The 24,538-nt window shown below is 68.8% G+C and carries 21 protein-coding genes and 4 pseudogenes; 12 read left to right on the top strand and 13 right to left on the bottom strand.

The annotated features are described in order from the left end of the window. Positions 1–161: 161 nt before the first annotated feature. The 3 genes from trxA to FXO23_RS04870 all read right to left on the bottom strand — a co-directional run bounded on the left by trxA (position 162) and on the right by FXO23_RS04870 (position 1,521). Entirely contained in the window at positions 162–494 is a 333-nt protein-coding gene (gene trxA, locus FXO23_RS04880; RefSeq protein WP_281356472.1) for a thioredoxin, read from the bottom strand. After that, a complete protein-coding gene (locus tag FXO23_RS04875) occupies positions 491–859 on the bottom strand; it encodes a MerR family transcriptional regulator (protein ID WP_158881179.1) in 369 nt (122 codons plus the stop codon). The genes trxA and FXO23_RS04875 overlap by 4 nt, the downstream gene beginning before the upstream one ends. Before the next feature lie 263 nt (positions 860–1,122). Then, positions 1,123–1,521 (bottom strand): hypothetical protein, encoded by a 399-nt coding sequence (locus FXO23_RS04870; RefSeq protein ID WP_158881177.1) that lies wholly within the window; start codon positions 1,519–1,521, stop codon positions 1,123–1,125. Positions 1,522–1,666: 145 nt separating this feature from the next. Between FXO23_RS04870 and tsaB the strand changes: the two genes are divergently transcribed. From tsaB to tsaD, 3 genes and pseudogenes are all read left to right on the top strand, one after another. Next, positions 1,667–2,329 carry a tRNA (adenosine(37)-N6)-threonylcarbamoyltransferase complex dimerization subunit type 1 TsaB gene (gene tsaB / locus FXO23_RS04865; RefSeq protein WP_158881175.1) on the top strand — a complete coding sequence of 221 codons (663 nt, stop codon included), beginning with the start codon at positions 1,667–1,669 and terminating at the stop codon, positions 2,327–2,329. After that, a pseudogene (gene rimI / locus FXO23_RS04860) lies at positions 2,326–2,787 on the top strand (ribosomal protein S18-alanine N-acetyltransferase); the annotation flags it as partial. The gene tsaB and the pseudogene rimI, both read left to right, overlap by 4 nt. An 89-nt stretch (positions 2,788–2,876) precedes the next feature. Further along, positions 2,877–3,923 (top strand): tRNA (adenosine(37)-N6)-threonylcarbamoyltransferase complex transferase subunit TsaD, encoded by a 1,047-nt coding sequence (tsaD, locus tag FXO23_RS04855; RefSeq protein ID WP_158881171.1) that lies wholly within the window; start codon positions 2,877–2,879, stop codon positions 3,921–3,923. Here the strand turns inward: tsaD and FXO23_RS04850 are convergent. Beyond that, the gene (locus FXO23_RS04850) at positions 3,920–5,836 is read right to left on the bottom strand and encodes an N-acetylmuramoyl-L-alanine amidase (protein WP_158881169.1); all 1,917 of its coding nucleotides are present in this window, start codon (positions 5,834–5,836) and stop codon (positions 3,920–3,922) included. The genes tsaD and FXO23_RS04850 overlap by 4 nt on opposite strands. Positions 5,837–5,966: 130 nt before the next feature. Further along, positions 5,967–6,800 (bottom strand): annotated as a pseudogene (locus FXO23_RS04845) (alkaline phosphatase D family protein); the annotation flags it as partial. Positions 6,801–6,863: 63 nt separating this feature from the next. Between FXO23_RS04845 and FXO23_RS04840 the strand changes: the two are divergent. Further along, on the top strand, positions 6,864–8,477 hold the full coding sequence (locus tag FXO23_RS04840; protein ID WP_158881167.1) for a recombinase family protein: 1,614 nt from the start codon (positions 6,864–6,866) through the stop codon (positions 8,475–8,477). Between the two features lie 514 nt (positions 8,478–8,991). Here the strand turns inward: FXO23_RS04840 and FXO23_RS04835 are convergent. The 4 genes from FXO23_RS04835 to FXO23_RS04820 all read right to left on the bottom strand — a co-directional run bounded on the left by FXO23_RS04835 (position 8,992) and on the right by FXO23_RS04820 (position 12,672). Beyond that, positions 8,992–11,265, bottom strand: a complete 2,274-nt coding sequence (locus tag FXO23_RS04835) for a hypothetical protein (protein WP_179956685.1) — start codon at positions 11,263–11,265, stop codon at positions 8,992–8,994. 89 nt (positions 11,266–11,354) lie between these two features. Continuing rightward, positions 11,355–12,017, bottom strand: coding sequence for a hypothetical protein (locus tag FXO23_RS04830; RefSeq protein ID WP_246256910.1), 663 nt, complete (start codon positions 12,015–12,017; stop codon positions 11,355–11,357). Next, positions 12,014–12,340, bottom strand: a complete 327-nt coding sequence (locus tag FXO23_RS04825) for a hypothetical protein (protein ID WP_158881165.1) — start codon at positions 12,338–12,340, stop codon at positions 12,014–12,016. The genes FXO23_RS04830 and FXO23_RS04825 overlap by 4 nt, the downstream gene beginning before the upstream one ends. Continuing rightward, on the bottom strand, positions 12,337–12,672 hold the full coding sequence (locus FXO23_RS04820) for a WhiB family transcriptional regulator (RefSeq protein WP_158881163.1): 336 nt from the start codon (positions 12,670–12,672) through the stop codon (positions 12,337–12,339). The genes FXO23_RS04825 and FXO23_RS04820 overlap by 4 nt, the downstream gene beginning before the upstream one ends. Positions 12,673–13,441: 769 nt before the next feature. Here FXO23_RS04820 and FXO23_RS04815 point away from each other — a divergent pair. Together FXO23_RS04815 and FXO23_RS04810 are read left to right on the top strand one after the other, a co-directional pair. After that, positions 13,442–13,924 (top strand): Imm1 family immunity protein, encoded by a 483-nt coding sequence (locus FXO23_RS04815; RefSeq protein WP_158881161.1) that lies wholly within the window; start codon positions 13,442–13,444, stop codon positions 13,922–13,924. Positions 13,925–14,213: 289 nt separating this feature from the next. Further along, the gene (locus tag FXO23_RS04810; RefSeq protein ID WP_246256909.1) at positions 14,214–14,468 is read left to right on the top strand and encodes a hypothetical protein; all 255 of its coding nucleotides are present in this window, start codon (positions 14,214–14,216) and stop codon (positions 14,466–14,468) included. A gap of 424 nt (positions 14,469–14,892) precedes the next feature. Here the strand turns inward: FXO23_RS04810 and FXO23_RS04805 are convergent, their stop codons facing one another. Both FXO23_RS04805 and FXO23_RS04800 read right to left on the bottom strand, forming a co-directional pair. Beyond that, positions 14,893–16,287 carry a helix-turn-helix domain-containing protein gene (locus FXO23_RS04805; RefSeq protein WP_158881159.1) on the bottom strand — a complete coding sequence of 465 codons (1,395 nt, stop codon included), beginning with the start codon at positions 16,285–16,287 and terminating at the stop codon, positions 14,893–14,895. A 195-nt stretch (positions 16,288–16,482) separates the two neighbouring features. After that, a pseudogene (locus FXO23_RS04800) lies at positions 16,483–17,229 on the bottom strand (alkaline phosphatase D family protein); the annotation flags it as partial. Positions 17,230–17,618: 389 nt separating this feature from the next. Here FXO23_RS04800 and groES point away from each other — a divergent pair. Together groES and groL are read left to right on the top strand one after the other, a co-directional pair. After that, positions 17,619–17,912, top strand: coding sequence for a co-chaperone GroES (gene groES, locus FXO23_RS04795; protein ID WP_026360373.1), 294 nt, complete (start codon positions 17,619–17,621; stop codon positions 17,910–17,912). Between the two features lie 77 nt (positions 17,913–17,989). Next, positions 17,990–19,609, top strand: a complete 1,620-nt coding sequence (gene groL, locus FXO23_RS04790) for a chaperonin GroEL (protein ID WP_158881157.1) — start codon at positions 17,990–17,992, stop codon at positions 19,607–19,609. A 120-nt stretch (positions 19,610–19,729) separates the two neighbouring features. On the opposite strand, the gene FXO23_RS04785 is transcribed toward groL, so the two are convergent. Continuing rightward, positions 19,730–20,470 (bottom strand): SDR family NAD(P)-dependent oxidoreductase, encoded by a 741-nt coding sequence (locus FXO23_RS04785; protein ID WP_158881155.1) that lies wholly within the window; start codon positions 20,468–20,470, stop codon positions 19,730–19,732. A gap of 95 nt (positions 20,471–20,565) precedes the next feature. Here FXO23_RS04785 and FXO23_RS04780 point away from each other — a divergent pair, with 95 nt between their 5' ends. Further along, positions 20,566–21,183: a TetR/AcrR family transcriptional regulator gene (locus tag FXO23_RS04780; RefSeq protein WP_158881153.1), complete on the top strand. Its 618-nt coding sequence runs from the start codon at positions 20,566–20,568 to the stop codon at positions 21,181–21,183. Positions 21,184–21,222: 39 nt separating this feature from the next. On the opposite strand, the gene FXO23_RS04775 is transcribed toward FXO23_RS04780, so the two are convergent. Next, a complete protein-coding gene (locus FXO23_RS04775; RefSeq protein ID WP_179956684.1) occupies positions 21,223–21,525 on the bottom strand; it encodes a WhiB family transcriptional regulator in 303 nt (100 codons plus the stop codon). Positions 21,526–21,811: 286 nt separating this feature from the next. Here FXO23_RS04775 and FXO23_RS04770 point away from each other — a divergent pair, with 286 nt between their 5' ends. From FXO23_RS04770 to FXO23_RS04760, 3 genes and pseudogenes are all read left to right on the top strand, one after another. Continuing rightward, complete coding sequence (locus FXO23_RS04770; RefSeq protein ID WP_246256957.1) at positions 21,812–22,813, top strand: MerR family transcriptional regulator; 1,002 nt, start codon at positions 21,812–21,814, stop codon at positions 22,811–22,813. A gap of 10 nt (positions 22,814–22,823) precedes the next feature. Then, positions 22,824–23,669, top strand: a complete 846-nt coding sequence (locus FXO23_RS04765; protein ID WP_158881149.1) for a hypothetical protein — start codon at positions 22,824–22,826, stop codon at positions 23,667–23,669. A 140-nt stretch (positions 23,670–23,809) separates the two neighbouring features. Next, positions 23,810–24,408, top strand: a pseudogene (locus tag FXO23_RS04760) (response regulator transcription factor). Positions 24,409–24,538 lie beyond the last annotated feature (130 nt).

The following is a 24,538-nucleotide window of genomic DNA, read 5'->3' as shown; positions in this document are numbered from 1 at the left end:
CACACCGATCCCGGCACGCGTGTTCTCGTTTAGCGGGCTAACTGAGGACACGTTGGGGCGCACGGCGAGCGGGGTGGGGGTGCTCTCGTTTAGCCCGCTAAACGAGAGCGCGGTGGGTGGGATCCGGTGCGGGGCAGGGAGATCGGCGAGGAGGTTCTCGTTTAGCGGGCTAACTGGGGGAGGTGCGGGGTGAGTTCGCGGAGGAGGCGGGCTTTGGGGGCGGCGCCGGTCATCGTCTTGACCAGTTCGCCGCCGACGTAGACGTGCAGGGTCGGCATGGCCAGGACCTGGGCGGCGCGGGCGGTGGCGGTCTCGGTGTCCACGTCGACCTTGACCACGCGCAGCACGTCCGCCAGCTCGGTCGCGATCTCCTCGAGCACCGGCGCGAGCATCCGGCACGGCGGGCACCAGGTCGCCCAGAACTCCACCAGCACCGTGCCCTCGGCGTTCAGCACCAGGTCGGCGAAGGCTTCGTCGGTGGCGTCGATGATCATGGTTCTCCTTCGATGGTGTCGCCGAGCCGGTCGAGCTGCCCGGCGAGGTGGTTGCGGACTTCGAGGAGCCGCGCGACGCAACCGTCGATCTCGGCGATCTTCCGCCGGTACACCGCCATCGAGGCCGGGCACGCGTCGCCGCTGGGCTGCCCGGACCGCAGGCACTCGACGAACGGCCGGGTGTCCTCCAGCGCGAACCCGATCGCCAGCAGCGAACGGATCTCCCGCACCAGCCGGAGATCGGTCTCGTCGTAGTCGCGGTGCCCGTTCGCCTCGCGACGCGCGGTCAGCAGCCCCTGGGCCTCGTAGTACCGCAACGCCCGGGTGCTGGTCCCCGCGAGCCTCGCCGCCTCACCGATCCGCATCACGCCTCCTCGAACGCCGACGGTAGGAGTTGACACCGGCGTCAAGTCCAGCGAAAACGGGCCGCCGAAGATTCCGGCGGCCCGTTTCCGTCAGGCGAATGCGACGTCAGCGCTTGTCTGAGAACTCGCTCCGCGATCACGTCGACAGGGCGCTCCTGGGCGAGGTCACGCTCGGCCCTCGCGGTGGGGCGCCCTGCCGCCGCGATAGCGGGGGCGCGTTCCGGCGCGATTCCGCGGTTCCCTGCGGCTTTCGGACGTGTTCGTCAGCGCGCCGCGACCACGGTGATCTCGGAACCGCCCGCGTTGCCGCCTCCGCAACGCAGGCCGACGTGGTAGGTGCCGGGCGCGATGTCGTTACGGATCGTGGTGTCGCCCTCGGCCCCCGCATCGCTGAACCGAGTGAACTTGACCACGCCGCCGTTCCCTTCGTACGGCCCGTCGTCGCCGGTCGGTACGAACGCCTCCGAACCGACGTGGTTGAGGGTTTCGCCCTCGTCGCAGCGGGCGAGCACGTGCAACGCCTCGCCGTACGCCACCGTTGTCCGGTCCAGCCGCAACTCCGCCGGCTGACCGGCCGACGCGGTCGGCGCGGTGGCCAGGAGAGCCGCGGCGGCGGCGCCGGCCACGGCGAGGGAGCTGAATGCCTTCCGGGTGGGGATCATGAGGAGAGTACTTTCCTTCCATCTGAATGGATAATTGTTGGCGAGCAAGGAAAACCGCTGCCAACCCCTCGCATCTACCCAAGACGCGAGTCACTCGAACAGGGTTGCCCGTTCGTAGGACATCTACTCGTCGTAATCTCGAAAGGTGCTAGTTCTCGCCCTCGACACCTCGACACCGGCCGTGACCGCTGGTATCGCCACGCTGTCCGGCGACGGGGTCACCGTGCTCGGCGCACGCGTCACGCTGGACGCGCGTGCGCACGGCGAACTGCTCACCCCGCACGTCCTGGACGCGGCGCGCGAAGCGGGCGTGACCATGGGTGACCTGGACGCGATCGCCTGCGGTGTCGGGCCGGGGCCGTTCACCGGCCTGCGCGCGGGCATGGCGACCGCCGCCGCGCTCGCCGACGCGCTCGGGATCCCCGCGCATCCGGTGTGCAGCCTGGACGCGATCGCCGCGGAAGTGCCCCGCGGCGAGCCGTTCCTCGTGGTGACCGACGCGCGGCGGCGCGAGGTGTACTGGGCCTCCTACGACGCCGGAGGCGCCCGCGTCGACGGGCCGCACGTGCGGCCGCCCGCCGAGGTCGGCTCGGCCATCCCGCGGGCCGCGGGCGACGGTGCCCGGCTGTACGCCGAAGCGCTCGGCGCCCGCGCGATCGACCCCCGGTACCCCACCCCCGCCGGGCTGGTCGCCGCGGCCGCCCCGAACCTGCTCGCCGAGGCCGAACCGGCGCCGCTCACCCCGCTCTACCTGCGCCGCCCGGATGCCGCCGAACCCGGCGCGCCGAAGAAGGTGACCGCGCGATGAAGATCGAACCCTTGCGGCGCAAGGACATCCGCCGCTGCGTGGAGATCGAGAAGCTGCTGTTCCCCGGGGATTCCCCGTGGAACGCCTGGGCCTTCCAGTCCGAATTGGACGCGGGCGGCTGCTACCTCGCCGCGCGGACCGAGGACGACGAGCTCGCCGGGTACGCGGGGCTCGCGGTGGCCGGGCGTCCCGGCGACTTCGAGGCCAGCGTGCACACGATCGGCGTGCACCCGGACCACCAGGGCCGGGGCATCGGCACCGCGCTGCTGCGTGCGCTGCTCGAGCGCGCGGACGAACTCGCGGCGCCGGTGTTCCTCGAGGTGCGCACCGACAACGAACCCGCGCTGGCGCTCTACGACAAGCACGGCTTCACCAGGGTCGGGCTGCGCAAGCGCTACTACCAGCCCTCCGGGGCGGACGCTTACACGATGATGCGGCCCGCCCGCTCGCCAGAGCAGCGGAGGGTGAGAGACTCTGCCAAGTCAAGCCCCGGCGGCACGAGCGCGTCCGCGCGTTCTCAGACAGGCACCGAAGGGGCGGCACGCTGATGTCCCGGATCATCATGGGCATCGAGAGTTCCTGCGACGAGACCGGCGTCGGCCTGGTCCGGCTGCACGACGACGGCACGGTCGAACTGCTCGCCGACGAGGTGGCGTCCAGCGTCGAGCAGCACGCCCGGTTCGGCGGCGTGGTGCCGGAGGTCGCCAGCCGCGCGCACCTGGAAGCGATGGTGCCCACCACGCGGCGCGCCTTCGAGAAGGCCGCGCTGAAACTGTCCGATGTGGACGCCATCGCGGTGACCGCCGGGCCCGGACTGGCCGGCGCCCTGCTGGTCGGGGTGTCCGCCGCCAAGGCCTACGCGGCCGCGCTCGGCGTTCCCCTCTACGGGGTCAACCACCTCGCCGGGCACATCGCCGTGGACACCCTGCAGCACGGCCCGCTGCCCGCACCGTGCCTCGCGCTGCTGGTCTCCGGCGGGCACACCCAGCTGCTCCGCGTGGACGACCTGGCTTCCTCGATCACCGAACTCGGGTCCACAGTGGACGACGCGGCCGGGGAGGCGTACGACAAGGTGGCGCGGCTGCTCGAACTGCCCTATCCCGGCGGGCCGCCGATCGACAAGGCTGCCGCGGACGGCGATCCGGCCGCGATCGCGTTTCCCCGCGGCATGACCGGCCCGCGCGACGCGAAGTTCGACTTCTCCTTCTCCGGCCTGAAAACCGCGGTCGCCCGCTGGGTGGAGGGCGCGCAGCGCCGGGGCGAGCCGGTCCCGGTGCCCGATGTCGCGGCCTCGTTCCAGGAGGCCGTCGCCGACGTGCTCACCGCGAAAGCCGTGCGCGCCGCGCGCGAATCGGGCATCGGCACGCTGGTGATCTCCGGCGGTGTCGCCGCGAACTCGCGGCTGTCCGCCCTGGCCCGCGAACGCTGTGCCGCGGCGGGCGTCGAACTGCGCGTTCCGCGGCCCCGCCTGTGCACGGACAACGGCGCGATGATCGCCGCGCTCGGCGCGCACGTGGTCGCGGCCGGGCGGCCGGAGTCCAGTTTGGACATCTCGGCCAACCCGGCGCTCCCCGTGTCGACGGTGTCCGTCTAGAACGCGGGCACCAGCCGGACGTCGTCGGCCTTGACGTAGGCGACCCGGTGCCCGAGCTGGATCTCCACGTACCGCGTCTTGCCCCGGACCACCTTGTTCCGGGACGCGTCGAAGTTCGTCCAGTAGTACTCGGGCGCCACGGGTGTCCCCGCGGAGTAGCGCTGCCCCGCCGCGAACGGGTACGGCAGCGGCGCGAGCTGCTGCACCGGGATGTTCGGCGGGTACGCCTCCGGCTCCGGGTACGCGCGGCCGTAGACGGGGACGGTGGCCAGGCCCGGCTTCGGCTCGGCGACCAGCCCGAACGACGGCCGCGCGGTCCGCGCCCCGGGCGGGTTGTGGAACCAGCCTTTCTGGCCCAGGTACCAGATCGCGGTCCAGTCGCCGCGCACCTCGGCCACCGCGTACTGCTGGCCCGCCTCGGCCCGGCTGCCGTGATCGGAAATCGCCATCGTGGTGGGCGATCCGTCGGGGTGCAGCCCGGCGTCGGTCAGCAGCGGGGCGTCCGCGCGCGGTTCGGTGTGCAGGATCACCGACGCCGAACCGCGCGGCGGGCACGGTTCACCGGGCTTCTCGCAACCGGTGAACGCGGGCCGGTTCGACGCGAAGTCCGGATTCACCGTGACCACGTCGTGGATCGGCCGGTCCGAGCCCGGCAGCGGCGCGCCGAGCAGGTCGAAGTAGTGCGCCCAGTCCCAGTACGGGCCCGGGTCCCAGTGCATGCCCTTGATCGTCGCGGGCGTGGTGCCCGGCACGTTGTCGTGGCCGAGAATGTGCTTGCGGTCCAACGGGATCCGGTACTTCGCGGCGAGGTAACGCACCAGTTTCGCCGAGGTGCGGTACATCGCCTCGGTGTACCAGGTGCCCTTCGCCGCGAACCCCTCGTGCTCCAGGCCGATCGACTTCGAGTTCACGTACCAGTTCCCGGCGTGCCAGGGGACGTCCTTGGTCGGCACGTGCTGCGCGATGTGCCCGTCGGCCGAGCGCAGGGTGTAGTGCCAGCTCACGTACTTCGGATCCTGCACGGCCTTGAGCACGCCGTCCCAGGTGCCCTCGGTGTCGTGGATGACGATGTACTCGATCTTCTGGCTGTCCGGGCGGTTCGCCAGGTCGTGGTTGCCGTAGCCGCCGGGGATTTCCTGGTACGGCGCGGGAACCGATTCGCACGAGATGCCGCGCGGACACTCCACAGTGGACTGATCCGTCGCCCGGAGCCCGAGGGCGGCGAGCTGGTCGCGGTGCGGCGTGAGTCCCGGCGCGGGCGGCAGGCGCAGCGACTGGCCGTCGTCGGTCCTGCGGGCGACGCCGGAGGCCAGTGTCGCGAACACCTCGTCGGCGAACGCGGCCGCGGCGGCGGTGTCCCCGGCCCCGCTGTACCGGGCGACCGCGCCGTACCAGCCCGCCGGTGAATCGCTCCGCGCGCCGAGCCGCCGCTGGTAGTCGGCGAGCACGGCCGCCCCGCCGCGGATGTTCTGCGCCGGATCGGTGCGCAGGACGTCCGGGGTCACCCCGGTCAGCGACGACGCGAGGTCGATCGTCTGCAACCCGGGGACGGGCGTCGCCGGGCCGGGGTCGTGCGGATGCTTCGCGGGCCGGGCGTCGTCCCCGCGGGGATCCTCGTCGCCCTCGTCGTGATGGCTGCCCGAGCCCGCGGCGCGCACGTCGGTGAGGTGCATCGGGCCGTATCCGGCGCCGGTGCTCGGCGTGCCCGCGTTGTAGTCCCAGCGCGATTCGAGGAACGAGACGCCGAGCAGCACGCTTTCCGGCACTCCGAACTCGGCCGCCGCGGCGGCGAAGTCGTGCTGGCGTTGCTGATCGCCGGGCACCGCCTGCGCGGGCGCCACGACGAGTAATCCGGTGGCCAGCACGGGCGCGGCGAACGCGGCCGTGCGGCGGAGGAACGAGCGACGGGACAAGTCGGCCCCCTGGGTTTCTTGTTCGGTTTGGCCAGAACCTAACAAGAAACTCACCGCCGGTGTGACGATTCGGCCGTCTGCCGGACCCCGCGGGCGCGTCCGGGCCGCCGGACGCACCCGCGAGCGCGGATCAGACCCGGTTCAGGATCGGCTTGCGGTCCTCCACCACGAAGCTCGCCGCGGTCTCGGCGGCCGCCCCGGGTTTGGTGACGTACGGCAGCGTCCGGTAGTCGGCGCGCAGCTCGTTGGCGGTGAACCGGGTCCGGATGTAGCCGCGCCGGTTCTTGTGGAACTTCACGTGCGGGTTCTCGTCCAGGACCGCCTGGTTCGGATCGTCGTTGCCGTCCTGGCCACTGGTGATCGACGTGGTGATGAACTCGGTGCCCACGCCCCGGGAATCCGGGGACCCGTAGGTCTCCTTGATCTCCGCCGCCCAGTGCCGGTGCACGTCCCCGGTGAGCACGACCCCGTTGCGGACCCGCGAGTGGCCCATCGCCTTCGCGATCCGGTCGCGGTTGGCCTTGTACCCGTCCCAGGCGTCCATGTTGTAGCCCTCGGCGGCGCCCGGGGTGAGGTCGATCTGGGCGAAGAACACCTGCTGGCCGAGCACGTCCCAGCGCGCGGTCGAGGAGTTGAAGCCGTCGACGATCCAGCGTTCCTGCTCCGCGCCGGTGATCGACCGGGCCGGGTCGAGGCGGGCGTCGCAGCCGGCCTTGACGCCGTCGCCGCAGGCCTGGTCGTCGCGGTACTGGCGGGTGTCGAGCATGTGGAAGGTGGCCAGTTCGCCCCAGTGCAGGCGCCGGTACAGCCGCATGTCGATGCCGTGCGGTTTCGCGGAGCGGCGCAGCGGCATGTTCTCGTAGTACGCCTGGAAGGCGGCCTTGCGGCGCTCGAGGAACGCGGCGCCCGGCGTCTCGGACTTGGCTTCCGGGATCTCGTCGGCCCAGTTGTTCTCGGTCTCGTGGTCCCACCAAGTGGGTCAACCAACTACACTCGATACAGGCGTCTACCAGCGAGGATACCGACCATGAGCGCATCTGCACCCCGGAAACGGCGGCGGTTGAAGAAGCAAGCTAGCGACCGGCAACCCGTCGTCCCGTTCACCCCGGACGACGACGCTGCGTTGTGCTATATCCGGCAGTCGCATTTTTCGGACGAGAGCACGTCCAGCGAGGTTCAGACGCGCGAGACGCACCGATGGACAAATGCTTATGGCGTTCCGATTGTCGAAACCGTGGAAGACTTGCACGTTTCCGGGGACTTGGAACCCCACAAGCGTGACGGGCTCAAGGTTTGGCTGTCCGATGCGCCCCCGATGCCGTGGAAAACGTTGGTTGTTTCCAAGCTAGATCGGTTGGTTCGCAACGTGATGGACGCGCTTACCTTGCTGGAATGGCTAAGGGCTCGGGGGAAGCGGCTAGTCTGCATTGCGGAAGGTATCGACTCCAGTAACTCGATGGCTGAGTTCATGATCACGCTGATTGCGGCGTTCGCCCGTATGGAACGCGAACGGATGAAAGAGCGTTTCCGTGACGCGAAAGCGAGACTTAAGGAAGCGGGTCGTTGGGCAGGGGAAGGTCACATTTATGGAACCATGCCGGTCGAGTTGCCCGGGGGTGGCTGGATTCTCGGTCTTGATCCGTACGCGGTCAAGATTCTGCACAAGCTTTCCAAGATGGCGCGGACAGGAAAGAGTCTTACCGAGATGTGCGACTGGTTGACGGAAAACAAGGTCGTGTCCCCACGAGACAGGCAATTGCAGCTCGCGGCGGAACGGCGGGGGGAAGACTCCGCAACGGTCGAACTCAAGGGATACGAATGGACAACCACCCCGCTCCGTCGCTTGCTGGAGCACTCGGACCTGGTGGAGTTCGGAATTTTCGAACCTGCGGAACAGGCGGAGATCTCCGCCCGGCTGGATGAAAAGGCGCGACGGAAGACACGCGGCAGCAATCAGCCTTACCCGTTCTCCGGGGTCCTGGTGTGCCCGGAATGCCTTGAGCCCCTGTGGCACCAATTAACGACCTCGAAACGAACCCGCAAGGATGGAACTGTTGCCAGGTACGAAAATCACTACTGGCATTGCCCGACACGTAAACACGGTCCGTCCATGCGGGCGGACCAAATAGAACCGTTGGCCGAGCAGGCTTTCTACAAGATCTTTGCGATGGTTCCGGTTCGGGAGCGTATTGTGTTGCCGCCAACCAACCATGCGAACGAAATCGCGAAGCTGGAACGGGAATACGGCAAGCTGATGGCCGGGGTTGCGCGGGCTAAGTTGCCGGAAGACCGGCGGCGGATTATGGACGACGGGGCTAAGATTCTGGCCGATATCGACATGCTTAGGGCGCTTCCAGCCGACCCGGGCGGTGTGCAATGGGTTCCGACCGACCGGACCTGGCAGGAAGAGCTAGAAGGAATGTCGTCGGAAGACCGGCGCTTGAGGTGGATTGAATTGGGGTTCCAGTTCGCGGTACAGAAACGGCCCGATGGCACGTGGTCGGCTCGCTGGCGTCTGCCGGACGGTTGGCGGGAAGCAATGCCGGAAGTCGCCGAATGGTACGACCGGACCGCCGATGCTGGCGAGACGGTAGAGATCACAGACCTACTCGACCAGACAACGAACGCGGACGAGAACTAAACTCGGTCAACCCAACGACAGAACCCCTCCACCACGTGGTGGAGGGGTTCTGTCGTTGGGGCCAGCCGAGCAACCACCAACCCGGTTGACGGGTCGTTACCGGGGTGGCTGTGACGGGTTCAGCACGTCGCACACCGCGCTAACCCTGGCGGCCAACTGCCGGACATCCGCGCCGTCAACGGTGACCCACAGCGCGCCGTCTGGGCTTGCCGTGAGCGTCGCCGGAGCGATCGTCCGTTGTTGGTACCGGGATGAGTCGGGATCACCCCCCTTCGTGCGTCCTACGGCCGTCTGGGACCGCGCTACGGTGCCGTCGCGTCCGTCGCCCCGTCGCGGCTGCGGCACCCGGACGCTCTGAGTGCTGGTGTCCTCCGTGCCGCCATGCTCGCCCGGGGTGGAGACCGGCCGTTGCCGGTTGCCGCCGTGGCTCTCGGGATCTGCTCCCCGCTCGTGAACTTGTTGATCATCGCTACTTCCTTGACTCCGGGTAGGGGTGGGGGTGGTCGGTGGCTGGTTAGTCGTCGTGGCCACCACCCCCGCCCGTGTCAGGGAGGGACCCCGGACCCTGACCCCGCGCACCGCGATTCCGGGGGGTTTCCGGTGTCTCCCGGCTACCCCTCCCTAGGGTCCCTGACCCGCCTTTCTCCAGGTCAGCGCGGGGAGTTTGGGTCAGGGAGCCGGGAGGGAAAACTCCCTGACTCCCTGACGGGTCCCTGTCTGCCTCCCTGCCCGTTTCGGCCCGTCGGGTGAGCGCGTCGGCGACGTCTTCGGCGCGGATGACTCGGTTCCCGTCGGACTTGCGCGGCTCGATGCCGTACTCCCGGAGCACGGCGACGAAGTCGCGGGTGGTCCACTCCTCGTACTCATCGGGGTTGTGCGCGGCGAGCCGGGCGAGCACGGTTTGCGTGCGGACCCGCTTCTCCCCGCCGAGCACGTGTGCGATGTCGGCCAGGTGGTCGACCGGCGGTTCCTCCGTGTCGGGTTCGCCGGTCGCGGTCAGTTCGCGGCCTTGCTCGGCCAGGAGCGCCATCGCGCGGGCGACGATCGGGGTTACCAGGTCGATCCCGTCCTCGAACGGCACGTAGAAGGTGCGCACCAGTTCGTAGGGCTCATCGGTGAGTCCAACCGCGACACACGTACCCCGGTCGGTTTTCATCCGTAGCTCGGTGGCGCGGATACCCGCGCGGTAGCGGCCCGCGCCGAGTAGGCCGTCGTTGGCGATGTGGTCGGCGACCGCGAATGCCACCCCGCACGAGATGTTGCGGGTGATCTCCTTGGGGATGCTGTCCTTGGTCGGCGACTGCGTGGCCAGCAGCAGAATGATCCCGTACTTGCGGCCCCGCTTGATCAACCGCACGGCTAGCTCCTCGGCCCGCTTGCCGTACTTCTTGTGCTGGAACAACTCGTGACACTCGTCGATCGCACACACCAGCGGATGCAGCCCGAGCCCTTTCCGGTCGGCGAGCTTGCGCGACACCTTGGGTGGCTGTCCGGGCTGCGCGCCCAGCGTCCGGCCGCGCCGTTCCATCTCCTCGGTGAGATCGTGCAGGGCTTGTACGGCGTCGGCGGCTACCTTGTCGTCCATTCCCATCCGGTAGCGGCTCAACCTGGGCGCGAGGGGTTCGAAGTCGGGGCTTTCGCCCATCACAAACACCCACAACTCCGTGGTCGGATCGAGCGCGGCACCGAGCACCAGTGTCCGCACGGCCGACGTTTTGCCCTGGCCCGGTCGTCCACCGGTCAGCCAGTTGGACTCGATCAACGGGGCGTTGATGACCAGCCCGCGTTGCGTCAGTCCAAACGGGACACCCTCGAACACGTCCACGGTCCCGTCGTGGAGCAACGGCCACTCACCCGCGCCGCCGCCAAGCTTGCCCTTGTCGGCGATCCACAAATCGAGCACGCCGTCTTCGTCGCCCTTGGTCGGCCACGTCTCCAGCGACGCGCGGCCCAGGTTGGCCGCGAGGGTTTTGCGGCGGTCGGCCACCATGTCCGCGGTGACCCCGAGCGGCAACCGCACCCGCGCGAACGTTCCATCTCCGTCCTTGCGCGCGGGGGTGAGGTAGACCAGCTCGCCGCCGTTCTTGAAGAACGCGTTGAGCGGTGCGATCCCGAGATGGGCGAGCGCGCGGGAGATCATCCTTTCGTCCACCCACGAGTCCGCGTCGTCGCGGTCGGGTTGGGTCAGCCAGCCCGCACCCGGCGTGCGGTCCCTGCCTTCCCATACCGCCGCCACGATCCAGCCGACCGGCCCGAGCGTGACCACCCACGGCACCACCGCCGCGACCGCCGCGCCCAGGAAGTCACGCACCTGGTAGAGCGTGATCAGCCAGCCGGGCATGGATGCCCGGTCGAACACCATTTCCAGCAGCCGCAACAGGATCAGCACGACCAGCCCGACCGCCGTGCTGATCACGGTGCGGCGGAGCGCGATGCCGAGCTTGGCCCAGCGCGCCCGAGCGTCCGCGCGGATGGCTTCCTGTGCTTCCCGCCGGGCTTGCGGGTCCCCGGCTAGCCGGGCGGCCCGCACGTCGGCCCGCAGGTCGCCGTGTGTGGCCCAGTGCCACGCTTTGGCGATCCACCGGCCGTGCCCGCGCAGCAAGAACCACACCAGCCGAGCAAGGTCGCGCGGTGCCTTGCGCGCCCGGTACGTGACCACCGAACGCCACCGCGCAACCTGCTCCGACTCGCGCACCCGGCGCACCACATATCCGGTGCACTCGATCGCCACGCGCCGCACCACGGTCCCGGCCGGACGGTCCACGGGCGTGGTGTCCGTGTCGGTCACCAACTCTCCGTCGTAGACCTTAGGCACCAACTCGCCCGACCGTCCCGACCGGACAGAGCCGTCCCGCTGTTGCGGATTCTCCGGAGTGGTCATCGACGACCACCCCCCTCAGCAGCAAGGGTCGCCGCCAGCCGCGAGGACAGGCCCCTCGAGCACCCGGTTACCTCGCGCACCCAGGCAGGCGTCACCGTGGTGTCCGGCGTGCGCGCCTTGCGCGCCCGGTCTAGGTAGTCCGCGAAGGACGTACGCCCCGCCCGGCGCGTGGTCGGCGTCGACGCGCCTGCCGACAGGCGGGCGTTCATGAACGCCACCGCCATGGCCTCGCCTAGCTTGTCGCGCAGGTCGGTCACCGCCTCGGCGGCGACGAACACCACCAGCGGCGGTACCGAGTGCAGCACCACCAGCGCCGGTGATCCGGCCGTGAACGCCTCCCAGGTGTTCATCACATAGGTTGCGGTGAGCGTGAACCACTTCGCGGCCCGCACCCATCCACCGGTCCGAACACCGTGCCGCGCGGTGACCTGCTCGGCCCGCAGGATCGCCAGCAGCACCACCGACACCATCGGGTCCAGCAGCCAGGCCGCACACCACGTCAGTGACCACGCGGGGGCACCGTTCGCGGCGAACTGCTGAACATTGGTCATCGTGAACGCCAGCCCGAGCAAGATCCCGGACCAGCACAACCGGTCCACCTGCGCGGCAACGTGTTCGACCGATTCCGTCCCGGCCCGTTTCGTCGTCTGTGCGGTCATCGGCGACCACCCCGCCGGACCTCGACCGCCGTGACCGTGAGCGCCCGTGTCAGCGCGTAGGACGAGACCAGAGCGGGCAGGCCCAGCGCGGCAACCCGCACCAGCCAATGCGCACCCGGATACGTCAGCGCCATCCACTGCACACCAGACAGCACCGCCGCACCGACCACCACACGACCGGTCAGCGACAACAACCGCGCACCCGACCGGGCCGCATCCGCCGCCGCTTTGGCACGGCGCGCCGACGCGCGCCACACCCACAGCAGCACCAGCAGCACTCCCAGCGCGGCGAGCAACTGCATCGGGGTCAGGTTGAGGTTCATCGCTGACCCCCTTCCCGACGCAGCAGCCACGCCAGGTAGGCGGCCCGCCGGTCGTCCTCGGCGAGCGCTCCCCACACACCGAGCGTGGCGAACCCGGCCGTACGGAACTCCAGCTCGAGACACTCGTCCCGGACCGGGCAGCCCGCGCAGATGCGCGCGGCCAACTCCCGGTCGGTAGCGTCGTCACCAGTCCAGTCCGGCTCATCGGCACCGACCGCGACCCACATACACGCGCCCCGATCGGTCACCAGGTCGAACAGCGCCCCGGTCGGCACCCCTTCCAGGTGATCAAGCCGGGCGGCTACTTCCTCGTAGAACTCCTCCTCGTTCATCGCGCCCTCCCCTCGCCAGGGGCGGGCAACAGCCGCGCCAGCGCATACGCAGGCACGACCAGCCGAGACCGGCGGCGAACCGTGGGCAACACGCCCACACGAATCAACCGGCACACCTCGAACTCACTCTTACCGAGAATCCACGCGGCTTCCCGGATCGAAAAGTCACCGGACGAACCGGTGCATGAAATGCGTTTACACATAATCGGTTTGGTTCCTTTACTTGAGACTTCGACCCGCTCTTGCGAGCCGATGACCCAAGTAGGCCCTGGAACCAAACAATCAACTATTCCGCTAGCGGAATACCGATATGCCGGCGCGAGAATAACCGCAGCTTGGCGCCAATATCAGGCCGTTCCGGTATTCCGAGAAGGAATATTTGGGCATGTTTATTCTTGTCCGGAATGTTGATCAGCGGACGGAGGGGAACCGACTGCGGACCACGCCCCGCGGCAAGCTCGTGACCAGCGAAAACACGGCCGGTTAGGCCGCGCGACCGGGCATCGCGAGGGGGCTGCGCCCCCGGGGAAAGGTCGGTGTCGCCGAGTCGCCCGCACGCGTGAGCGGGGAGACGGAAAATCGCATCGGTTCCCCGTGGCGTAAGTGCTTGTGACCAGGAGATATTCCGCTGCCGACATGCCGCATGCTCAGGTTGATATAGACGCCTCTCCATTGTGGACGCACGGTTGCCACCGACCCCTAAAAACTCAACCGCAAGGGCAGGCAACCTCCCGATGACCCATCCCCGACGTAGCGGTGTGATCCCGGCATGATCGTCACCGCCGTCTTGACCACAGGCAGCGCGCGCGTCACGCACGGCATGCCGGAATCGGTCAGGCTCATCGACGAGATCCTAAAAACGGATCACGTTCACTGGGAAACAATCCTATACGTCGGCGACGTCGAGTTTCACAGCTCACAAGACGGCCCGATCCCCAATCACCAGTTCCGGGTCAGCGTATCGACCACACGCGGATTCGCCGCGCTCAACTACGCCGACCATGACGACCCTGTTATGCCAATGGCCAATTCATACAACCCGAAACGACCGCTGCCCGAGGTTGATCTTATCTTCAGCGGAACGACCGGTTCCGTGTTTCCGCGTTCCGCGTTGATCTCGATAGCGCAAGCGCGGACGGCCCTACTCGAATGGCTCGAAACGAGAAAACGCCCGAGGTGTATCGAGTGGCGACCGTATGAAGCTGCGAGGGCTGACGAACGAAAGAGGGCGAGTGAGAACGATGGGCCTTAAGGAGGTCACTTCATGATCTCGGCGGAGTTGGTGAGTGCGTGGCAGCGCGCTTACCGGGACTACGAGTCAGCGTGCGACCGGGAGGCGACGTCTCGTCTCGGTGATCCGGTGGTGGCCTGGGATATGGCGGTCGCGTCGTCGAAAGTCGCGGAAACGTGGCGGGAGATCAGCGCGCACACATTTTTGCCGTGGTGGCAGTCGGCCGCGATTGAGACGGCGGCGCAGTCTTTCGAGATTCAGGCCAGCACCTGGGCGGACAAGGCTAAGGCGGCCAATCAGGAAGGAAGTGATGAGGGTGGCGTTCAACGCCCAGTGGAAGCCGGGACCGGAAGCACAGGCAGGCATGCACACCGTGCGGCCTCCGGGCGCGCCGGAGTTGGTGGCGTTGGTGGTCTACGCCGATCCGGACAGTTTGGCGCTGGTGCCTCCGGCGGACCCGGCGAAATGGCCGGAGTTCATCCGGCTGCTGCACGAGATCCAAAGCGGGGCGGGTGATCTGGCGGCGTTCCTGCAAACCCAACTGGAAGAGATGTCCGAGCAGTAAGACCGGCGTGGGGCGGGTGGTGATCCCCTGTCCCGTCCGTCCCCACGCTTTCCAGCGACAGCAAGGGGTTTTCGTTGGCCAAAGGATGTTCGCACCGCAACCAAACCGAGAGTATGCGGAGGGTGAACGGGGTCTACATCTACAAGCGCGTGTGCAACGACTGCAAGGCCGTCGTTTACGAGGGGCCGTAGCGGTTCAGGACACGGGCGAACACCCTGCAAGGGGGTGATGACGGTGGTGGGTATCTGGTCGGAGATGTTCGGCAGGTCTCGGCGGCGGTTCGTGTGGCGGCGCTGTATCCGGTGTGGTCGTAAGGGCTGCCTGCTGGTGAACCGGCCCCGGATCTGCCGGGCCTGCCCACAAACCACCTTATATCGGGACTTCTAACTGCAACAGTCCGCAGTAGACGAAATCGCACGCGGGGTCAGTCCGTGCGCTTGACCTCGTTGAACAATTCACGAAAGTCCGCCCCGGCGCGCTGCCCGTAGGTGTCGAATTCGTTTTCCAACTCAGCGGCGACCATTACAAGCGAAGGTCGGCTCTTCCTGCCATTCTGCAAGGCTTCAATACCTAGGGTAGCTGCTTCCTCGAGCTCGCCCTGCCTTGCAGCGATAACGGCCAAGGTTAATTGAGCCTCCGCGTTGCGCATCGGCGTAGCTACCGTGCCATCGGATTTGATGCCGCGTCGGATAACCTCTAAGGCGTTGCGTTTCGCAAGGCTGTCCTCGCCAACAAGCCGGTAGGTGTCCATGGCGTAGAAGTCCCACTTATCCGGATCGACAACGAAGTGGTTTTCGGGCCGCTCCGGGAAAGGTAGCTTGTCGAGCAAGGCGCGGCCTTTTTCGAGCGCTTGGTGTACCTCTTCCGGCATCCCCATGCGAGCATACGCCTTCGCCTGCTGGCCGTAGAGTTGTACCGCAACGGAGTGGGAGGGAGCCGCCCGTACCCCCGCCTCAGCCGCATTGATGACTGCGCGGTAATTTCCCGCCGTGAGGTGGAACCACGCAAGCATTTCGTGAGACCAACCCACAATCCCGGATTCGCCAGATTCTTTACCCAAGTCCATCGCCATGCGCCGAGTTGCTTCGGCGGCCCGCTCATCGCCGAGATCGTTCTCAAGGCAGCCAACGAGCAACGCGAGCATTCCGGCATTGCTGAGGATATCGCGATGTTGAGCGAGTGTAAGGCGTCCTCCGAGCAACTCAGTCATTTTGCCGAGCCACTCTCTGCCGCTGTGCACCAACTCACGAGCGTCCGCGTGCGGATAGTCGCAACACAACTGCTCAACAGTGATGTTGACCGCATCAATAGTTGAAGAATCTATCGCCGATGACCGCACGCGCTTGATTAGTTCGAGCGTGTCCATCCCCGTGTTCGCTACCAAGATCTCATCTTGCGATTGCGGAACGATCAGACCGTTACCATCGCGTTCCGTTCGCGACTTGTATAGTCGACTCTGCCCAGGAAAATCGAACCAAAGCAAGTGCTGAGGGAGATGTAGAATCCTGGCGTAGTTCCGCAAGACTTCAAGGTTCTGCTCAGGCTTGCCGTTTTCAAGCTTGCTCACCTGTGCTTGCGTGAGCCCAAGCCAGCGCCCTAGAAGTTCTTGGTTGAGCCCCTTGCCGTAAAGCTTCAGGTACTGGGGGTGATTTCTGAAAGCCTTGAAGACCTTGCCTATATGTTGACTTTCAAATGCCGCGCGAAACTCGTCCGTCTCGAAGAACTCGTTCCTGAGTTGCGCGGGCGGCGTGCGGAGTTGGTCGCGCTGCTCCCGATGACACCGACCACACAACTGGGCCGTGTTGTCCTTAGCCAGCACCCCGCCGCAACCTTGACAGCGGCGACCACCGGCAGTCCGCTGACCGGAACCGGGAGAAACCATCTGACCACCCGCGCTAGTTGGAGCCCAATCCGCCTCTGACCAGCGTACATCGAACGATCGGACCGGCTGCACCGTCGAAGTCGACCTAGCCTGAACAGCGCGCGGGGCGTGCTAGGGTGTTGTTGGTTGATACACGTCGTGGTCGTCCCACACCACCAGCCACGGCGCGGTCGCGTGCGCGAGCTGGAGGTCGGGATCGGTCTTGTACTGGGCGTGGCGCAGGCGGTAGTCGGCGAGCTTGACCGTCTCCGGGCCGAGGACCTTGCGCACGTCCTTGGCCTTCGACGCGTACTCGTACTGGTAGTCGCCCAGGTGCAGGATCAGGCCGGGGTGGTCCTCGGCCATGCGGCGGTAGGCGGTGAAGAAACCCTCGCCGTAGTGCGCGCAGGAGGCGAAGCACATGGTGAGCTCGCCGAGCTGGCCGCGGGCGGGGGCGGTGCGGGTGCGGCCGGTCGCCGAGACCGCGTTGCCGGTGCGGAAGCGGTAGAAGTACTCGGTGCCCGGGGCCAGGCCCTCGGCCTCGACGTGCACGCTGTGCGCCGCTTCGGGCGCCGCCCAGGCGGTTCCGGCGCGCACGATCCTGGTGAACCGCTCGTTCTTCGAGATCTGCCACTGCACCGGCACGCCCCGGGCCGGCATCCCGCCGAGCCCGTCCTCGGCGAGCGGGTTCTGGGCGAGCCGGGTCCACAGGACCACCCCGGTCGGGGTCGGATCACCGGACGCGACGCCGAGGGTGAAGGCCTCGCCGACCGGCTTGGCCAGCCCGGCGCCCGGCGCGGCCGAAGCCCGGGCGAGCCCGGCGGTCCCGGCGGCGACGGCGAACGCTCCCGCCCCGCCGAGCAGCACGGACCGGCGGGAGACGCGACTGTTTTCGGGCACGATGAACTCCTCGTGGTGGGGACCAGTCGCGCTCGATCGCACCCGGCGGCCGTCGAACGGGACAAACCCGAAAAGGTGGCCAGCAGGTGAATTCCCTTCAAGTTCGGCCTGGGCGGGGCGGCCTCGCCGGAGTGCGCGGCGGGTGAGGTACCCCACTCGCGCGGAGCCGAATCGAGGCTGGTGGGGACCCTCCTTGCGCGGCTAGCACTCACGTGGCTAGAGTGCTAATCGCAAGGCACCGAACACGCCCCGGCACCCGCGACGGCGGGGGTGGTAGGCGCCGACTGCGCGAGGACGGGAAGCGGCGCGGCCGCGAACCGGAATCGGGCAATCCAAAGAATGTAATAAGCACCTACCGACGCTTTCGACGACCCGTGGAGGTCAACCCGGTGAGCGTGAACATCAAACCGCTCGAGGACAAGATCGTTGTCCAGACGAGCGAGGCCGAGGAGACGACGGCTTCCGGTCTCGTCATCCCCGACACCGCTAAGGAAAAGCCCCAGGAGGGCAAGGTTCTGGCCGTGGGCCCGGGCCGGATCGACGACAAGGGCAACCGCGTCCCGGTGGACGTCAAGGAAGGCGATGTCGTCATCTACTCCAAGTACGGCGGCACCGAGGTCAAGTACAACGGTGAGGACTACTTGATCCTGTCCGCTCGCGACGTGCTGGCCGTCATCAACTGACGACCGGTTACAGCGGCTAACGCCCCGGGCCCCGCATTGCCGGGGGCCGGGGCGTTTCGCTTTCAGAGAGGTAATTGATGCCTAAACAGATCAATTTCGACGAGGACGCTCGTCGGGCGCTGGAGCGCGGCGTCAACAAGCTCGCCGACGCGGTGAAGGTCACGCTCGGCCCGCGCGGCCGGCACGTCGTGCTGGACAAGAAGTTCGGCGGCCCGACCATCACCCTCGACGGCGTGACCGTGGCCCGCGAGATCGAGCTGGACGACCCGTTCGAGAACCTGGGCGCCCAGCTGGCCAAGAACGTGGCCACCAAGACCAACGACGTCGCCGGGGACGGCACCACCACGGCCACCGTGCTGGCGCAGTCCCTGGTGAAGGTCGGCCTGCGCAACGTGGCCGCGGGCGCCAACCCGACCGCGGTCGGCCGGGGGATCGAGGCGGCCGCGGAGAAGGTCGTCGAAGTCCTCAAGGCCAAGGCGACCCCGGTCAAGGGCCGCGACAACATCGCCCAGGTCGGCACCGTGACCTCGCGTGACGCCACCATCGGCGCGCTGCTCGGCGAGGCCGTGGAGCGGGTCGGCGAGGACGGCGTGATCACCGTGGAGGAGTCCTCCACGCTGGCCACCGAGCTGGAGATCACCGAGGGCGTGCAGTTCGACAAGGGCTTCCTGTCGGCGCACTTCGCCACCAACCCGGAGGAGCAGCGGGCGATCCTGGAGAACGCCTACGTGCTGCTGCACCGGGAGAAGATCTCCGCGCTCGCGGACCTGCTGCCGCTGCTGGAGAAGGTCGCCGAGGCCAAGAAGCCGGTCCTGATCATCGCCGAGGACGTCGACGGCGAAGCGCTGTCCACCCTCGTGGTGAACGCGCTGCGCAAGACGATCAGCGCGGTCGCGGTCAAGGCGCCGTTCTTCGGCGACCGCCGCAAGGCGTTCCTGGACGACCTCGCGGTCGTCACCGGAGCGAAGGTCATCTCCGCCGAGGTCGGCCTCAAGCTGTCCGAGGCCGGGCTGGACGTGCTGGGCACCGCGCGGCGCATCGAGGTCACCAAGGACACGACCACGATCGTCGACGGCGCGGGCACCAAGGCCGACATCGACGCCCGGATCGCGCAGATCCGCAAGGAGATCGAGACCACCGACTCCGACTGGGACCGCGAGAAGCTGCAGGAGCGGCTCGCGAAGCTCGGCGGCGGCGTCGCGGTGATCAAGGTCGGCGCGGCCACCGAGACCGAGCTGAACGAGCGCAAGCACCGCATCGAGGACGCGGTGGCTTCCACCAAGGCCGCGGTCGAGGAGGGCATCGTGCCCGGCGGCGGTTCGGCGCTGGTGCACGCGGTCAAGGAACTCGAGGGCAACCTCGGCCTCGCCGGTGACGAGGCGGTCGGCGTCAAGATCGTGCGGGACGCGCTCGCCGCGCCGCTGCACTGGATCGCGACGAACGCGGGCCACGAGGGCGCGGTCATCGTGTCCAAGGTCAAGGAGCTGGGCTGGGGGCACGGCCTCAACGCCGCCACCGGCGAGCTCACCGACCTGCTCGCCGCCGGCATCGTGGACCCGGTGAAGGTCACCCGCTCCGCGGTGGCCAACGCCGCGTCCATCGCCCGGCTCGTGCTCACCACGGAGAGCTCCGTGGTGGAGAAGCCGGCCGAGGAGGACGAGGGCGCCGCGGGCCACGGGCACGGCCACGCGCACTAGCCCACCCACCCGCGAAACGGGGCGGCACTCCACCCGAGTGCCGCCCCGTTTTCTTGTGCCCCACCGAATCGCGCGCCGAGGTTCTCGTTTAGCGGGCTAACTGAGAACCCCTTGGGGCGCCTAGGCGTTGAAGCCGCCGTCGACGGTGACGGCGGAGCCGGTGACGAAGCGGCCGCCGTCGCCGGCCAGGAAGGCGACCGTCTCGGCGAGGTCGGCGGCCGAGGCGTACTCGCCGAACGCCGACAGTTCGCGCTGCGCGTCCGAATGCGGCCCGTCCACCGGGTTCATCTCGGTCTCCGTCGACCCCGGCTGCACGACCACCGCGCTGATCCCCTTCGGCCCCAGATCCCGGGCGAGGCCGCGGGTCAGACCCAGGACCGCGGACTTGCTCGCCGCGTACAGGCTCAGCCCCGGCCACGGCACCCGCTCGGCCAGGTTGCTGCCGATCGTGATGATCCGCCCGCCGCGCGGCAGATGCGGCGCGGCCGCCTTCGCCGCGACCAGCACCGCGCGCACGTGGATCGCCAGCGTCCGGTCGATGTCCTCCACGGTCACGTCCTCGATGGACGCGGTCGGGAAGATCCCCGCGTTGTTCACCAGGATGTCCAGCCCGCCGAACGCCTCGACCGTGCCCTCCACGGCCGCGGTCACCGCCGCCGGATCGGCGCTGTCGGCCTGGATCGCGAGCCCCTTGCGCCCGTGCGCCTCGATGCGCGACACCACCTCGTCCGCCCGGCCCCGCGTGCTCACGTAGGTCAGCGCCACGTTCGCGCCCCCGGCCGCCAGCCGGTCCGCGATCGCCGCGCCGATCCCGCGGCTGCCCCCGGTCACCAGCGCGACCTTGCCCTCGAGCGTCCCCATCAGCTCACTCCTCTTCTGTAGTGGTCACTAAATAATTGCGGGCGTACGATCGGCTCGTCAAGGAATTTTGTAGCGATCGATATGGAAAGAGACCCATGTCACCACGCGGCCGCCCGCGCGCGTTCGACCGGGACGCGGCGCTGAAGAACGCGATGTACGTCTTCTGGGAACGCGGTTACGAGGGCACGTCGCTGACCGACCTGACCGCGGCGATGGGCATCAACGCGCCGAGCCTGTACGCCGCGTTCGGCGGCAAGGAGGCCCTGTTCCGCGAGGCGGTCGCGCTCTACCGCACGACCGTCGGCGGCCTGACCGGGCGCGCGCTGGCCGAGGGGGCGACCACCCGCGAGTCGGTCGAGGCCATGCTGCGCGACAACGCGGTGGCCTACACCAGTCCGGAGCATCCGCGCGGCTGCATGGTGGTGCTCGCCGGGACGAACGTGGCTCCGGGCAACCGGTCCGTCTGCGAGTTCCTGATCGAGCTGCGGCGGTCGACCCGGGAGTCGCTGCGGGAGCGCCTGCGGCGCGGTGTCGAGGACGGCGATCTGCCGCCGGGCGCCGACGTCGACGGGATGACCGCGTACTACCTCGCGATCCTGTACGGGCTTTCGCTCCAGGCCCGCGACGGCGCGTCGGCCGACGAGCTCGGCTCGGTGGTCGACAGCGCGATGGCGAGCTGGGAGCGCTTCACCGTCGGCCGCGGAAACGGCTGAGGGGAGCCCGGAACAGCCGGACTCCCCTCAGCACCGAGCTCATCCGCGCGCCAGGCTCAACGCGCGTTTGTCGGCCTTGATGATGTTTTCCCGCTCCGATTCGGACAGCCCGCCCCAGATGCCGTAGGGCTCGTGCACCGCCAGCGCGTGCTGCCGGCACAGTTCCAGCACCGGGCAGGACTGGCAGATCGCCTTCGCTTTCGCCTCGCGCCGCGCTCTCGCCGGCCCGCGCTCGCCATCGGGATGGAAGAACGACGCGCTGTCCATACCGCGGCAAGACCCTTCCAGTTGCCAGTCCCAAACATCCGCGTTGGGGCCGGGGAGCCTGCGCGTGTCTGCCATCGTGACCGCCTCCGTGATCCGGTCGGTTTCCCTGCAGTTGTTGGTGCCGACTACTCCATTCGGTGCAACGGCCGTAACGTTAGAAGCGCGTCAATACTTGTTCAAGGAATTCGGGTCGATTCAGCCGTTAGGCATCCCCCGGATGTGTGAGCTGAGTCTCAGGCTCCGGTTGCCGCGCCCGGTTCGTCCCGGGATATTGGGCCGAGTGGGATCCGAGTCCGGCTCCGGTCACACAGTCGACGGCGACCACGCGGCGACTGTGCGGGATGCCGACGCCGAACCCACCATGCCGGTCGCCTCGGTCGCGCGAAGACTCGGCGTCGCCCCGTCCACGCTGCGCACCTGGGACCGCCGCTACGGCCTGGGCCCGAGCCGGCACACCGACGGGCGGCACCGCCGCTACGGCCCGGCGGACATCGGCCGGCTGGAACTGATGCAGCGCGCCCTGCTCCGGGGCGCGTCGACCGCGGAGGCCGCGCGGTACGCGCTGGAGCAGATGCCCAAATCCGGGCCGCCCCCGCCGCCGGAATCGCCGCAGCCCGCCGAGGGGCCGCGATTCGCGGTACAAGCCCTGAACCCGGAGACGGTCGCGCAGACCGCGCTGCGGATCGGCACCCCGGACGGCGAACTGGTGCTGCCCGCCGGGGAGCGGGACGGGCCGTCCCGGCAGGCGCGGCGGCTGAGCACCGCCGCGCTGGCCATGGACGTCGGCGCGGTCCAGCGCATGCTCGCCGAGCTGATCGCCCGGGCCGGGGTGCTGGACGCCTGGGAGGGCGTGATCCAGCCGGTGCTGACCGCGCTCGGCGCCCGCTGGCGGGGCAACCGCGCCGGCGCCGAGGTCGAGTACCTGCTCGCCGAATGCGTTTTCGCGGCGCTGATCCGGGCCACCCCGGTGCTTTCGGAGGCGCGCAACCACCGGCCGGTGCTGCTCGGCTGCGTGCCGGAGGAGCGCGAAAGCCTGCCGCTCTACGCGCTGGCGGCCTGCCTGGCCGAACGCCGGATCGGCACCCAGCTCTTCGGCGTCCCGCTGCCGGCCGAGGTGCTCGCGGTCGCCGTGCGGCGCAGCGCGCCCGCCGCCGTCGTCCTCTGGGCGCAGCGCCCGGGCGTGGCCGACGTCCGGCTGTTCGACCGGATCGCCCGGGGCCGTCAGCGCAGCCGGATGTTCGCCGCGGGACCGGGCTGGGACGAGCCCGCGCTGCCCGGCAAGGTCGAACTGCTCGGCGATCTGCGGAACTCGGTGGAGCGCGTCGAGTACGTGCTGCTGGGGGCGCGCCGGATCAGCCGGTGAGAATGGCCCGGTGCACGAACCAGACCTGCGCCGAGCGGCCTTCGGCGACCGGCCCGCGATCCCGGCGCGCCGGCTCGCCGCCGCGGCGACCGGCTCCGCCCGCGAGCGGCTGCTGACCGCGATCGTCCTCGGCGCGCGGGGGAGCTACGCCGCGGCGGCCACGCTGCTCGGCGAGCTGGCCGCGGAAGCCGATCCGGTCCCGGCGGCGCTCGCCCTGGCCGCGCTCGCCTCGCACCGCCGCCAGCTCGGCGGGCACGCCGCCGCGCGCGGCCTGGACGGCGCCGCGCTCGCGCTGGCGAGCCGCGCCGGGGGACCGGCGGATCCGGACGGCCTGGACGCCGAGGGTGCCCTCGCGGACGCTTTCCTCGGGCTCGCCGCGGACAACCTCGCGCTGGGCCGGATCGCGGCCGCCCGGCGGCTGCGGGCCCGTGCCCCGGCGGGCGGCTGGCGCGCCCGCGTGCGCGCGGGCTGGGTCGGCGCGGAGATCGAACTGGCGGCGGGCGATCCGGCGGCCGCGGTGGCCCCGGCCGAAGGCGCGGTGGCCGAAGCCGCCGGACGCGGCGCGCGGCGGCACACCGTCAAGTCCGAACTCGTGCTCGCCGCGGCCTTGGCCGCGATTGGATCTTCCGCTGAGCGGAAACGTGCGGCCGAGCTGGTTGCGGGCGCGCTCGCCGCGGCCGACGATAACCAACTGCGTTCGCTCAGTTGGCCCGCCGGTCTGCTGGCCGCGGACTTGTTTTCGCGACACGCCGAGCGGTATCGATTCAGAGCGTCTAGGGTGTTGCACGGAGTGTTACTACGATCGGACCCTGTGGGAAGACGGCTCGCAGACGACTCGCCGTGGGTGCCGACCTGACCGGGTTGGCTCCGTCGGGCACCCCATACCGACATCCGGGCTAAGAACTTTTAAAAAAAGCCACCGGATCGTGTCAAGGTTGGGCCTAAAGCGTCCGATAGGGGATATGGAATGTCACCCGGCTGCAGGAAGGAAACCCCGTGACGACGGTCTTGATCTGCGACGACCGACGCAGTGTCCGCGAAGGGCTCACCCGCGTGATGTCTCTGCCGTCCCCGGCGTCAGTCGCATCGACTGTGTAGCGCACGGTGACGAGTTGCTCGCGAGGTATTCCCGCCAGCCGGTCGACGTTGTGCTCGTCGGCACCCAGCGCGCGGTGCCGACCGGAGTCGAGGCCACCCGGCGCCTTGTCTCGGCCAACCCGCAGGCCAATGTCATCGTGTTCGGCGCACCGGACGACGCCGGCAGCATCGCCGCGGCCATCGCCGGCGGCGCCCGCGGCTACCTGCGCTGGGACGCCTCGCGGCCGGAACTGGTCGCCGCGCTGGCGCACACGCTGGCGAGCACCTCGGTGCCCGCGCCGCGGCAGCCCTCGGACCCGGGCGTGCAGCTCACCGAGCGCGAGCTCCAGGTGCTGCGCGGGATGAGCCAGGGCAAGAGCAACGGCCAGATCGGGCGCGAGCTGTACCTGTCCGAGGACACGGTCAAGACGCACGCGCGCCGGCTGTTCCGCAAGCTCGGCGTGCGCGACCGCGCCCAGGCGGTGGCGCACGGTTTCCGCCGCGGCCTGGTTTCCTGAGCGGGCACCGCGCCTGAACGTGCGTCGCCGGGCGGGCGTTGTCGGAACCGGCATTGCCCGAACCGGCACCGTGAGCTGACCGGCGCCTGACCGCTGGGCGAGTCCACCCGATCGGCCCAGTGGTCGTCAG

Source organism: Amycolatopsis anabasis (genome assembly GCF_009765355.1).
Lineage (GTDB): Bacteria > Actinomycetota > Actinomycetes > Mycobacteriales > Pseudonocardiaceae > Amycolatopsis > Amycolatopsis anabasis.
This window is presented reverse-complemented; position numbering and strand designations above follow the sequence as displayed.